At 70.1% G+C, this 12,430-nt stretch carries 9 protein-coding genes and 1 riboswitch; of the genes, 3 read left to right on the forward strand and 6 right to left on the reverse strand.

Annotation, left to right across the window (positions count from 1 at the left end):
* Positions 1-3: 3 nt before the first annotated feature.
* Both ACFUO4_RS20405 and ACFUO4_RS20410 read right to left on the reverse strand, forming a co-directional pair.
* Entirely contained in the window at positions 4-1,710 is a 1,707-nt protein-coding gene (locus ACFUO4_RS20405) for a DUF4062 domain-containing protein (RefSeq protein ID WP_383486557.1), read from the reverse strand.
* 70 nt (positions 1,711-1,780) lie between these two features.
* Positions 1,781-2,836, reverse strand: coding sequence for an NlpC/P60 family protein (locus tag ACFUO4_RS20410; RefSeq protein WP_383486560.1), 1,056 nt, complete (start codon positions 2,834-2,836; stop codon positions 1,781-1,783).
* Positions 2,837-3,334: 498 nt separating this feature from the next.
* Here ACFUO4_RS20410 and ACFUO4_RS20415 point away from each other — a divergent pair, with 498 nt between their 5' ends.
* Positions 3,335-3,688, forward strand: a complete 354-nt coding sequence (locus ACFUO4_RS20415; RefSeq protein ID WP_079311939.1) for a hypothetical protein — start codon at positions 3,335-3,337, stop codon at positions 3,686-3,688.
* Here ACFUO4_RS20415 and ACFUO4_RS20420 read toward each other — a convergent pair.
* Together ACFUO4_RS20420 and ACFUO4_RS20425 are read right to left on the reverse strand one after the other, a co-directional pair.
* Positions 3,666-4,670 (reverse strand): tellurite resistance/C4-dicarboxylate transporter family protein, encoded by a 1,005-nt coding sequence (locus tag ACFUO4_RS20420; RefSeq protein WP_383486563.1) that lies wholly within the window; start codon positions 4,668-4,670, stop codon positions 3,666-3,668. The genes ACFUO4_RS20415 and ACFUO4_RS20420 overlap by 23 nt on opposite strands.
* A 118-nt stretch (positions 4,671-4,788) precedes the next feature.
* Positions 4,789-5,928 (reverse strand): NlpC/P60 family protein, encoded by a 1,140-nt coding sequence (locus ACFUO4_RS20425; protein ID WP_383486566.1) that lies wholly within the window; start codon positions 5,926-5,928, stop codon positions 4,789-4,791.
* Positions 5,929-5,936: 8 nt separating this feature from the next.
* A riboswitch (cyclic di-AMP (ydaO/yuaA leader) is annotated at positions 5,937-6,108 on the reverse strand.
* A gap of 264 nt (positions 6,109-6,372) precedes the next feature.
* Between ACFUO4_RS20425 and pcrA the strand changes: the two genes are divergently transcribed.
* Positions 6,373-8,856 carry a DNA helicase PcrA gene (gene pcrA, locus ACFUO4_RS20430; RefSeq protein ID WP_079311937.1) on the forward strand — a complete coding sequence of 828 codons (2,484 nt, stop codon included), beginning with the start codon at positions 6,373-6,375 and terminating at the stop codon, positions 8,854-8,856.
* Between the two features lie 50 nt (positions 8,857-8,906).
* Here the strand turns inward: pcrA and ACFUO4_RS20435 are convergent, their stop codons facing one another.
* Both ACFUO4_RS20435 and ACFUO4_RS20440 read right to left on the reverse strand, forming a co-directional pair.
* A complete protein-coding gene (locus ACFUO4_RS20435; RefSeq protein ID WP_383487866.1) occupies positions 8,907-10,364 on the reverse strand; it encodes a M23 family metallopeptidase in 1,458 nt (485 codons plus the stop codon).
* Between the two features lie 270 nt (positions 10,365-10,634).
* Positions 10,635-11,501: a triacylglycerol lipase gene (locus ACFUO4_RS20440; RefSeq protein ID WP_079311935.1), complete on the reverse strand. Its 867-nt coding sequence runs from the start codon at positions 11,499-11,501 to the stop codon at positions 10,635-10,637.
* Between the two features lie 506 nt (positions 11,502-12,007).
* Between ACFUO4_RS20440 and ACFUO4_RS20445 the strand changes: the two genes are divergently transcribed.
* Positions 12,008-12,424 carry a cobalamin B12-binding domain-containing protein gene (locus tag ACFUO4_RS20445; RefSeq protein WP_079311933.1) on the forward strand — a complete coding sequence of 139 codons (417 nt, stop codon included), beginning with the start codon at positions 12,008-12,010 and terminating at the stop codon, positions 12,422-12,424.
* Positions 12,425-12,430: the final 6 nt, after the last annotated feature.

The following is a 12,430-nucleotide window of genomic DNA, read 5'->3' on the forward strand; positions in this document are numbered from 1 at the left end:
CGCTCAGCCTTCCGTGACGAGCCGGGCCATGGCGCCGCTGGGACGGGTGCCGAGTTCCTCTTCCAGACGCCGGGCCTTGTCGGCGCTCGGTCGGGCGTTGCGGTAGGCGTCCAGGGTCTGGGGGAGGCTCGCGCGCAGCCAGCGGTCCAAATGGCGTCTGCTGGCTACGTTCATCTCGCAGAGAGGGTCGAGGGCGTTGCCGAAGCGGTGGTGGGGATGGTGCAGGCGTTCGGCCAGAACTTCTCTGATGAGCTCGTGCGGGGTGCCTGCGGCGGGATCGCCGGGGGAGAGGGTGATCAAGGAGATCTGGGGGCCTTCGTAGAGCGGGGACGCCCGGAAGGCGTCGTTCAAGTCCCGGTGGAGCAGGGAGAGTTCGTCCGCGACCACGAGGCAGCCGTTTCGGGATATGTCCTGGAAGACCAGGGAGTGGGTGAGGTCGTAGGAGAGCAGGTCGTCGAAGAGGTACGGCTGGAGTCTGATCTTTCTGCCGCGCAGGAGGAGGTCGGGGTCGTTGACGCCCGACACTGCGGACTCCAGAACCTGGGCGACGGTCAGGCCCTCGGCGCCGAACGGCTTCCAGTCCGCCCGTGTCGTGCCGTACCGGGTGCGGATCGACTCCGGTGGCAGGCCGAAGCCCTCGATGATGTCCCTCACCTGCCCGGACGCCGTACCAAGCAGGTCTTCCGCCTCCGTACCGGTCATGGCCACCACCACGACCGGCAGGCCTATCTCGTGGTCGGGGCGTTGGAGTCCGACGGTTTGCAGGAGGGCCGCGTGCAGGCGGTTCGGCAGCGTCCGGGTCGCTGACTCGGCGAGCGTCTCGGTGATACCCCACCGCTCGGCGTCGGAGATGGCCGTTCCGGTGTCCGAGTCCGGCGCGACGATGCCTAGCAGGGGGTGGCCGGTGCGGGCTCGGGCCAGGTCCAGGATGCGGCGGGTGCGGTCGGGGTTCTCGTCGAGGATGGTCGTGAGGGGCGGGGAGAGCAACAGGCCGACCGTACGGGACGCGGTCACGGCACGGTCCAGGGCGAGCATCTCCTGGGCGGTGGAGCTGAGGAGGTCGGTGGCGGACGTGGTGACGTTCCACATGACCCCGACCGCCGACGCCAACTGGGCCGCCGCCTCGCGGTCTCTGGGTGCGTGCAGCAGAAGGAGGTCGTGGACCAGCTTCCGGGGATGCGGTGGCTCCGCGACCGGCCTGGGCGGGGCGATTGCGCCCGGAGGCAGTTGCAGGTCGGCCGCCACCGCCGACACCACGTCCGCCGCGAGATCACCGGGGTTGGTGAACCAGCCGATGCCGTGGACCTTCTTCAGCTCGTCGCGCAGGCGCTTGATGCCCGTGGCCGATGGCGCGGCGGGGTCGGTGAGCGCGTCGACGTGGCCCATCGGCCATGAGGCCCCGTCCTCAACCAGGAAGATCAGGCGCTTGCGGCCCGCCTCGCCGGCCTTTCGGTACTCCAGCTCGGTGATCGACCGTCCGTCCGGGTTCTGCGGACCGATGTCAGGGACGTACCCGTAGCGGAAGGCGAAGAGGCCGACGTAGACGTCACAACTCGCCACGTCTGCGAGGCATTTCTCCAGCGGCCGTTCGTCGAAGGCCGCGTAGTCCTCCATGGCGATGACGTCCAGCGGAAGCTTGCGCAGCCTGGCCAGTACCGCCGACCGGTACTTCTCCAGGTCCGACACCGTCGACGACAGATAGACCCTCACCCTGCGTACCTCGCTCCTCACGCGGTGAGGACAAGGTACCGGCGGCGAAGCCCCGGCGAGACCCCCTTGGTCACACCACCCGCGTCGCCCCCGCGAACGGCATCTCATCGATAGGCGCGATCCGTACCGGTGCCGTCGGGTTCGGGGCGTGGATCATCTGGCCGTTGCCGATGTAGATGCCGACGTGGGAGATGGCGGAGTAGAAGAACACCAGGTCGCCCGGCTGGAGTTCGGAGCGGGAGACTCGGCGGCCCGCGTCGATCTGGGCGTAGGTCGTGCGGGGGAGCGAGATGCCCGCGGAGCGGTACGCGGCCTGGGTCAGGCCCGAGCAGTCGAAGGCGTCGGGGCCGGTGGCGCCCCAGACGTAGGGGCTGCCGAGTTTGGAGTAGGCGTAGGAGACGGCCGCTGAGGCACGGGAGTTGGGGGCCGGCGCGTTGCCTGTGGTGGGGGTCAGGGTGTCGCGGGTGGCGCCCGTGTTCGAGCCCCGGGATGCGTGCTGGGTGTCGGTCGCTCGGTCCTCCGGCGGGAGCTGGGACAGGAGGCGGCGAGCCGCGTCCAGCTTTGCCGTGATCGTCTTCTTGTGGCGTTTCAGTTCCGCCTGGCGGGACTTGAGCGACGCCAGCTCGATGTGGGCGGCGCCTCGGAGTTGTTCGATCTCGCGGAGCTGTTCGCGGACGCTCGCCACTGATGCCGCCTGGCGGGTCCCGGCGCGGTCGACGAACTCCGCGCTGTCGAGGTAGTGGTCGGGGTCGGAGGACAGCGCCAGCTGGAGGGACGGGTCCAGGCCGCCCTCCCGGTACTGCGCCGCCGCCATCGAACCCAGCGCGTCCCGCGCCGAGTTGAGTTTGTCCGTCTTGCGTGCCGCCTCGTCGCGCAGCGTCTTCAGCCGTTCCTCGGCCGCGTCCGCCTTCTCCTTCGCGCCGTTGTACTTCTCGGTGGCGACCTCCGCCTCCTGGTACAGCTTGTCCACCTTCGCCTTCACCTGAGCCGGTGTCAGGTTCGGCTCGGCGTGCCCGGTCCCGTCGAAACCCGTCGCGGTCGCCGCGCCCGCGAGGGCGATCGTCGCCGCCGTACGGGCCGTGTTGCCGCCTACCGAGCGCTGTCTGGGCTTGCGGTGCGCTGCCACGTGGACTGCACGTCCTTTCGTACCGTACGAGCCGCCGCCTGGTCCGGAGGACCGGAGTGCCGCCCCGGGCCGTCACCGGCCATGCCGACGCCAGGGGGAGCGTCGTACGGCCGCCCGGGGCGGTGACGCGTCCGGCGGCGGCCCGCACAGGGGGAGCGGGCCGCCGCCGGACCTTCTCGGCGGTGGTGATCGACTGCCGCCCCTGGCCCGGGCGGCGGTGGGGAGCCGGTCACCTGGTGGAGGACGCTAAACCTGTGTGTGTCGTGGGGGTAACGGGTTGCGCGGAACTGGTCCCAGGGGACCGGTGCGTGTCCGCATGTGAACGTGATCCCTGCGCTGCGCCTTCCGCTTCACGTGGGGTGCTGACCGAACTGCGGATTCCGGAGCAGACGGGAGTCGTGGGGTGCTATAGGGCGCATATATGCACCAACCCGCGGCGGGAAGGGAGGCGGGGGTGGTGTGCTGGGGTGGCCGTGGCCCTGATTAGGCTCCGGGGCCATGGACGTACTCATCCACCTCTTCGTCGGCCTGCACATCATCGGCATCGCCTCGCTGCTCGGCGGCTTCCTCACGCAGATGAAGGCGATGGGGCAGGGCACCGCCCGCTTCGTCCCCGCGATGCTGCACGGCGCGCTGACCATGCTGGTCACCGGCGCGATCCTGGTCGGCCTCAACCAGGCGGACGACCAGCACGTCAACAACGTCAAGATCGGCGTGAAGCTGGCGCTGCTGGTCGTGATCCTCGGGCTCGTCTACGTCAAGCGGGACGACGAGAAGGTGGAGAAGGGGCTGTTCGGGCTGGTCGGCGCGCTGACCGTGGCCAACATCTTCATCGCGGTGCTGTGGACCTGACCGGCGGTGCGTCGGCCCTGATCCCGGCCCGGGCCGAGGCCACGGCACCCGCCGCCACGGCCAGCCACGCCGCCACCGCGATCCACAGCAGCACCTGACCCGGCGTCTTCAGCCAGGACACGTCGAGCGCGGTGGCGACGGACAGGGTCGCCGCCGACGTCATCCCCATCGGGAACACCGTCGCCCAGCGGCGGACGTCGTAGTGCGGACGCGGCCACCGGAACTCGGCGGCCAGCAGGACGACGTACCAGGACAGGTCGAGGATCAGCAGCGCGACGGTCACCGCGCGCAGGACGCCCCGGTCGTCGGCGTTCCACAGGTACAGGCTCGCGCTGTCGGCCGCGATCAGCTTCGACCCGGCCAGCGCCGAGATGGCCATCGCCCCGCCGGCCACCCAGTGGTCCCCGGCGCCCGTCGTCACCTGGCGCAGGTCGAAGTGGGCCAGGGCGAGGCCGTAGAAGACCAGGCCCAGCCAGAACAGCACCAGGGCCGCATGTGCGAGCCACGCCGTCGAGAGCGCGCCGGCGAGCGTCGCACCGAGCACGGCCAAGCCCTGCGTCGCCACGCAGATCAGGAACACCGCGCCCGGCATCCGCCGCTTCCAGTGCCCCATGACCAGCACGATCAGCAGCGGCCACAGCACCGTGGCCAGCGCCAGCAGTGCTTCGGCGAGGTGCTGCCAGCCCAGGGCGGAGAAGCGGGTGCCCAGCACCGTGGTCGCCGCGACCGCCGTGAGCGCGCCCGGCGTCTCGGCCTCCGCCACCCAGCGCGACCGCTCCAGCAGCAGGCGTACGGCGAAGTCGGCGGCCAGCGCCACCCAGCCCACGGACGCCAGCACCAGAGCAATGCGGGACATCACCTCGTACCCCGTCAGATGCAGGGCGACCGACACGATGCCGGTCGCCATCACCGCGGAACCGGCGGCGGGCGGGCGCTGCGCCCACCAGGTGCGGAGGGGGGAGGTATGGGGCGTCTCGGGCATGAAAGTGATGCTAAGGAGCGCGCGGGGGGATGAGAGCGGGGCACGCGCGCGGGCGTGGAGAAAAGAGCGCGGGGGTGCGCGACGCCTGGGCCGGGCGCGCCACCGCGGACGGGCCGGCCTAGGCCGGGCGCACCACGCTGTGGATCGCCGACTCGCCGTCGTAGTAGATCGACTCCTCGCGGACGTACGCCCCCGGCTTCGGCGCGTGGATCATCATGCCGTTGCCGATGTAGAGGCCGACGTGGCTGACGTCGTCGTAGAAGAAGACCAGGTCACCGGGCTGGGCGTTGGCGAGGGAGACCGTGGTGCCGAAGTTCACCTGGTCGTAGGTGGTGCGGGGGAGGGTGATGCCGGCGGCGTTCCAGGCGGCCTGGGTGAGGCCGGAGCAGTCGTAGGAGTCGGGGCCGGTGGCGCCCCAGACGTACGGCTTGCCGACCTGCGCGCGGGCGAAGGCGAGGGCCTTGTCGGCCTTGGTGGCGTATGAGGAGTCGGCCGGGGCCGAGCTGTCCGGAGTGCTCGCCTCCTGTTCCGCCGCCGCGGTCTGCTCCGCGGCCTTCTGCTGCTGCGCCAGCTCCGCGGCCTTGCGGGCGGCCTCCTCCTGCTTCTTCTTCTCGATCGCCGCGAGCCGCGCCTTCTCCTCGGCGGTCAGCTGCGACAGCAGCTCGCGCGCGGCGGAGAGCTTGCGCTGGACGGTCGCCTTGGCGGTCTTCAGGTCGGCCTGCGAGTCGGTGAGCGTCTCGAGGCTCTTGGTGGCCTCCTGCCGCTTCTTCATCGTCGCGGACTGAGCGCTGATGTAGTCGTCGACCGCACCCTTCTGACGGTCCGTCATGCGGCCCATCAGCTGCGTCTGGTCGAAGTAGTCCTGCGGGGTGTCCGCGAGCAGGAAGGTCGCGGTGTCGGGCGCGGAGGCGCCGGTGCGGTACTGGGCCGCGGCGAAGGAACCGAGTTCCTCGCGGGCCTCGTTGAGCTTCTGGGTGCGCTGGGCGACGTCGTCGAGGAGGGTGTCGACCTCCTTGCGCTGCGTGGCGGTCTTCTCCTTGGCCGAGTTGTACTTCTCGGTCGCCGACTCCGCCTGCCGGTAGAGGTCGTCGACCTTCTTCTCGACTTCCTCCAGGCTCGGCCTGTCGTCGGTCGAGGGGGCGGCGGTGGCGGTCTGGGAGAGCAGGGCCACGGAGGTGAGGGCGGCCGTTGCGAGCGCGGGGGTGCGTATGCCTGCTACGCGCGTTCCCGCAGGACGTGGCCTTGCGTGCGACGCCAAGGGAGGCGACTCCTTCCATGTTCCGCCTACCGAGTTAGCTGTCGGGTTCGGGCGGGTGGTTCGGAAGGTGTGCCCTACGGCCGTCCCCCGAAAGGGAGTTGGGCCGATTCACCCCAAGGTCGGTGTGGGTCCCCGGCTCCGGCTGCCATGGCGGCGCACCGGACTCGGCGGAGGCCGCGCGGCCCGGCGACGTTCGCCGGTGGGGGTCGTACGGCCTGACCGGCACGGTAGCCAACGGGTGTGGCCCCTGTGAAGGTTGATGTCCGATAGGCCCGATACATTTTCGTGACCTTGGCCGGCCGGTCGCGAGAAGTAATGGGCAGGTGACGGAAGGTGCTCGGCGATCACGGCCGGAAGATCCCCGGCTTCGGAGGAGGCCGTCATCGGGCCGACTTCTCGGGGCGGCGGCGGGGTGTCAGTGCGGCACCCTAGACTCGGAGAGCGATGAGCAGCCTCTTTGACGACAGCTTCCTGGCGGACCTCCAGACCCCCAAGGGTCACGAGGAGGAGCCCCCGCCTCCGCCCGAGGACGAGCACGGACCGGAACCCGTTCCGGACGATCTGTTCGGCGGGAAGTTCGACGTGCCGCCGGACCGGGACGCGTACTACCGCGACGGCGCCCCGCGCCCGGCCCTGGACGCGGCGGCGCTGATCGAGGGGCTCAACGAGAACCAGCGGGCCGCCGTCGTGCACTCCGGCACCCCGCTGCTCATCGTGGCCGGCGCCGGATCGGGCAAGACACGCGTGCTCACGCACCGTATCGCCTACCTGCTGGCCGAGCGGAATGTCCACCCGGGGCAGATCCTCGCGATCACCTTCACCAACAAGGCCGCGGGCGAGATGAAGGAACGCGTCGAGCAGCTCGTCGGCCCGCGCGCGAACGCGATGTGGGTGATGACCTTCCACAGTGCGTGCGTGCGCATCCTGCGGCGGGAGAGCAAGAAGCTCGGCTTCACGTCCTCCTTCTCGATCTACGACGCCGCCGACTCCAAGCGCCTCATGGCCCTGGTCTGCCGTGACCTCGACCTCGACCCCAAGCGCTTCCCGCCCAAGTCCTTCAGCGCCAAGATCAGCAACCTCAAGAACGAGCTGATCGACGAGGAGGACTTCGCGGCCCAGGCCACCGACGGCTTCGAGAAGACCCTCGCCCAGGCCTACGCCATGTACCAGTCGCGGTTGCGCGAGGCCAACGCCCTCGACTTCGACGACCTGATCATGACGACGGTCAACCTGCTGCGGGCGTTCCCCGATGTCGCCGAGCACTACCGCCGCCGCTTCCGGCACGTCCTGGTCGACGAGTACCAGGACACCAACCACGCCCAGTACGCGCTGGTCAGGGAGCTGGTCGGGACGGGTGCGCACGACGAGGACGTCCCGCCGAACGAGTTCGACGTCCCGCCCGCCGAGCTCTGCGTCGTCGGTGACGCCGACCAGTCGATCTACGCCTTCCGTGGCGCGACGATCCGCAACATCCTCCAGTTCGAGGAGGACTACCCGAACGCGACGACGATCCTGCTGGAGCAGAACTACCGCTCCACCCAGACGATCCTGTCCGCCGCCAACGCGGTCATCGAGCGCAACGAGTCCCGCCGCCCCAAGAACCTGTGGACCAACGCGGGCGCCGGGGCGCGCATCACCGGCTACGTCGCCGACACCGAGCACGACGAGGCGCAGTTCGTCGCCGACGAGATAGACCGACTGACGGACGCGGGCGAGGCGAAGGCCGGCGATGTCGCCGTCTTCTACCGCACCAACGCCCAGTCCCGGGTCTTCGAGGAGATCTTCATCCGCGTCGGCCTGCCCTACAAGGTCGTCGGCGGCGTCCGCTTCTACGAGCGCAAGGAGGTCCGGGACGTCCTGGCCTACCTGCGGGTGCTGGCCAACCCCGAGGACTCGGTGCCGCTGCGGCGCATCCTCAACGTCCCCAAGCGGGGCATCGGCGAGCGCGCCGAGGCGATGATCGACGCCCTCTCCCAGCGCGAGAAGATCAGCTTCCCGCAGGCCCTCAAGCGGGTCGACGAGGCGTACGGCATGGCCGCGCGGTCGACGAACGCCGTGAAGCGGTTCAACGTGCTGATGGAGGAGCTCCGTACGATCGTCGACTCCGGCGCGGGACCGGCGACCGTTCTGGAGGCGGTGCTCGAACGCACGGGCTATCTCGCCGAGTTGCAGGCCTCCACCGACCCGCAGGACGAGACCCGGATCGAGAACCTCCAGGAACTCGCCGCCGTGGCCCTGGAGTTCGAGCAGGAGACGGCGGAGGGCGAGGAGTCTCCCGGGCTCGCCGCCTTCCTGGAGCGGGTCGCGCTCGTCGCCGACTCCGACCAGATCCCCGACGAGGACGAGGACGGCTCCGGTGTCATCACCCTGATGACGCTCCACACCGCCAAGGGACTCGAGTTCCCGGTCGTCTTCCTGACCGGCATGGAGGACGGCGTCTTCCCGCACATGCGCGCCCTCGGCCAGACCAAGGAACTGGAGGAGGAGCGCCGGCTCGCGTACGTCGGCATCACGCGCGCGCGGGAACGGCTGTACCTGACCCGCTCGTCGCTGCGCAGCGCGTGGGGGCAGCCGTCGTACAACCCGCCCTCGCGCTTCCTGTCGGAGATCCCGGAGCAGCACGTGGAGTGGAAGCGGACCGGCGCCACCGCGGCGCCCGCGGGCCCGGTGTCCGGGGTCGCCGCCACGCTCTCGTCCTCCCGCTCGCGCTCCTCGGCGCGGGGCGCGTCCGGCTTCGCCACGAGCCGTTCGTCGGAGAAACCGGTCGTCTCGCTGGCCGTCGGTGACCGTGTCACCCACGACCAGTTCGGGCTCGGCACGGTCATGGCGGTGAAGGGCACGGGGGCGAACGCGGAGGCGACGATCGACTTCGGAGAGGCCAAGCCGAAGCGGTTGCTGCTGCGGTATGCGCCGGTGGAGAAGCTGTAAGCAGTACGGGCCCCCGCCTCAGAGGTGGGGGCCCGTGAAGAATGCGGCGCTTACGTCGGGTCCAGGCCGTGGCTCCTCAGCCACGGCAGCGGGTCGATCGCCGAGCCGCCGGCCGGGCGGACCTCGAAGTGCAGGTGCGGGCCGGTGGAGTTGCCCGAGTTGCCGCTGTACGCGATCGGGTCGCCGGCCTTGACCGTCGTACCGGAGGCGACGCGGTAGCTGGAGAGGTGGCAGTACCACGTCTCCGTGCCGTCCTTCGCGGTCACGATCATCATGTTGCCGTAGGCGCTGTTCCACTGCGTCCGGACGACGCCGTCGGTCGCGGCCATCACCGTGGTGCCGTAGGAGACCGGGAAGTCGATGCCGGTGTGCACGGACATCCAGTTGACGCCGGCCTGGCCGTAGTAGGCGCTGAGGCCGTGCTGGGCGACCGGGAGGGCGAACTTGGGGCGCAGCCGCTCCTTGCGGGCCGCCTCCTCCGCCGCCTTCTTCTTCTCGGCCTCCTGCTGGGCCTTGAGGTCGATACGCTCCTGCGTCCGGCTGGCCCGGTCGGCGAAGTCGTCGGCGCCCGCGGAGAGGGACTCGAGCTGCGTGTCCAGCTTGTTGTTCGCGGCGGACGGCTTCACGGACTTCGTCGTCGCGTCGGACGCGGTCGTCGAGGTGTCCTTGCCGTCGCTCATGCTGCCGATGGAGGCGGCCGCGATGCCGGTGACCCCCATGACGCACGCGGAGGGCACCGCGATCTTCATCAGCGCGGAGCGCTTCGCGGGCGTACGGCGGCGGGAACGGCCCGCGTTGCGGGCGGCCATGCGGGAGCCCGGGGCGGGAGTGGGGTCTTCCTGGTCGTCGAGGAGCGGGGCGGCGTCGCTGTCGTCCTCGGAGAGGGCGGGCAGTTCGCCGGTGGCGCTCAACTCGGTGTCGTGCGCGGCGGGTTCGTCGTATTCGTCATAGGAGACCTGCTCGAACAGCGCGGTCGACTGATGGTCGACGGGCTCCCCGTCGTCCGGCGTGACCCCGTCGGAGTTCCACTGTGTGGCGTCATAGGCGCCGGTGTCGAAGGCCTGCGTGCCCCACTGCCAGTGCTGGGTCTGGTCGGCCGCGTTCCCGGACTGGTCCGGCTGGAGCCAGGCGCCCGCGTCCCACTGGCCACTCACGTCCGCTGCGCCGACTTGCGGCGGGATCGCGGAGAGCTGCTGATGCTCGCCGGTCCAGCCCGTCGTGTCGTAGGCGCCTGTGTCGTAGGCGGCGTGGTGCTGGGCCGCGTACATGTCGTAGTTCAGGGCCTGGTGACTGTCCGTCGACCACTGCTGGGCGTCGTACGATCCGGTGCTCTGACCGCTGTCACCGGGGAGACTGCCGAACAGGGGGTCGGTGTCGAAATGCGCGGTGGTGGGGTGCGCGCCCGTGTCGTAGCCGTAGCTCGCGAAGTCGCCGTACTGGGCCTCCTGCGTGCCGTACGACGCGTAGTGCGCCGACGAGGCATCGGAAGCCGGAGTCGGGGTGGTCATGGTCCCCGACGTGTACGGGTCGTTCACCAACTTCTCTTTCGCCTCGACAACAGGGGCTGCCAGAGCAGTGCGGCGACTGTACCCGGCGGTACGCGGGCGCGACAATCTTCGGCAGGTTTCGCGCCTGAAGGAAACGGGCATTCGGCCGTGTTTCGGGGGACTGCGGGCGCGAGTTTGGCCTTGTGTTCGAAGATTGTTCGATCCCGGACGGCTGTCAGGTGACTGGCAGGCGCCTGTCCGGCGCCGGTCCCGCCGCCTACGCGCACCCTGTCACGCCACTGTCAGGCCTTCCGCGCCGGTCTCGGCCGCGGCCCCCGTCCTCGCCGTGTCGAGCGCCTGGCGTATCCCTGTCGCGACGGCCGGATGCACCGGGAGGGCGAGATGTCCGATCCCGCTCACCTGGACGTTGTGCGCCATCAGGTCGGGGTGGTCGATACGGGCGGTCTCCAGCGGGTCCATCAGGTGGTCGAGGTCGCTCCAGAAGCTCACGAATTGCGTACGGCAGCCGGGCGCCGGCCGGGCGAGTTCCGTGAGGACGTCCGAGCCGGGGCGCATCTGGCGCACGATCGGGTGGGCGTCGGCCACCGGCACCACCCGGGTCCCCGAGTGCGGGGTGCCCAGCGTGACCAGGGTGCGGACGCGGAGATCGCCGCCGAGGCGCTGCACGTAATAACGCGCGATCAGCCCGCCCAGGCTGTGGCCGACGACATCGACCTGCCTGCTGCCCGTGCGCTCGCAGATCTCCTCTATGTGCCGGCCCAGCAGTTCGGCAGCGGTGCGTATGTCACAGGTCAGCGGTGAGTAGTTGAGCGACTCGAGCTGCCGGTGGCCGTGCTGGAGGAGGCTGCGGCGCAGCAGGACGAAGACCGAGCGGTTGTCGATGAAGCCGTGCAGCAGCACCACCGGCGGCTTGGCCTCCGTCGGCAGCTGCGCCGGGCCGTCCCGGGAAGGGAGCGGGGCGGCCGGCGCACGGCGTTCCTGGAAGACGCCCGAGGGATAGAGCAGGAGGTGGCCGGCGAGGATAGCGATCTCCAGGGCGGTGGCCTTCAGCAGTGCCACGGACAGTCCCGCCAGTCTGCCCGGGAGCAGGCGCTGACAGAGCGGAAGAAGGGGCTCCACTGCCCGGATGACCTTCATGGCCGACCTCCTGTCGGCACACATGAGGACGTCTCTGTCCCCCGTGTGCCCTCGTGGGAGGCCGGGTCGGAGGCGGCCGGCGGAGCATGCGGAGGGCGCGTGGGGTGAGCTCGGCGGATGGCGCGCAGCGCGCCGATGACGGGGCGAGACTCCCTGCCGGTGTGGCGACGAGGCTCCCCGCTGTCGTGCCTTACCTGCCCTACGTGCCCTGCGTGCCTCCGTCGGCACACCGCACCGCCCCGGCGCGCGGCCCGCGGCGCGGTGGTACGGCGACCTCGTTGCGGCTCCCGATGCGCTTGCTCCCGTTGCGGTACCCGGGCCGCAGGGGTCTGCGGTCCGTGTGCCGCAAAGACTCGGAACGGTGCGCGGCGAACGTGTCCCACCGTGTGATTTCCCCCTCGGCCGACGCCGCGAAACTGCCGGTTGCGGGATGCTGGAGATAACGTTCGTTCACTTCCTCGCACACTGTGGTGTGAGGAAGCCGAAGGCGCTTCATGGAGGCAGTGATGGGTGTGGCAGCCGGTCCGATCCGCGTCGTGGTGGCGAAGCCGGGGCTCGACGGCCATGATCGCGGAGCGAAGGTGATCGCGCGGGCGCTGCGTGACGCCGGCATGGAGGTCATCTACACCGGCCTCCACCAGACGCCCGAGCAGATCGTCGACACCGCGATCCAGGAAGACGCCGACGCGATCGGTCTGTCCATCCTCTCCGGCGCCCACAACACGCTCTTCGCCGCGGTGATCGACCTGCTCAAGGACCGCGAGGCCGAGGACATCCTGGTCTTCGGCGGCGGCATCATCCCGGAGGCGGACATCGCACCGCTGAAGGAGAAGGGCGTCGCGGAGATCTTCACGCCGGGGGCGACGACGCAGGCGATCGTCGAGTGGGTCAGGGAGAACGTGCGGCAGTCGGCGGGGGCGTAGGGCGTC

It is taken from the genome of Streptomyces sp. NPDC057280, from assembly GCF_042668605.1.
Classification (GTDB): domain Bacteria; phylum Actinomycetota; class Actinomycetes; order Streptomycetales; family Streptomycetaceae; genus Streptomyces.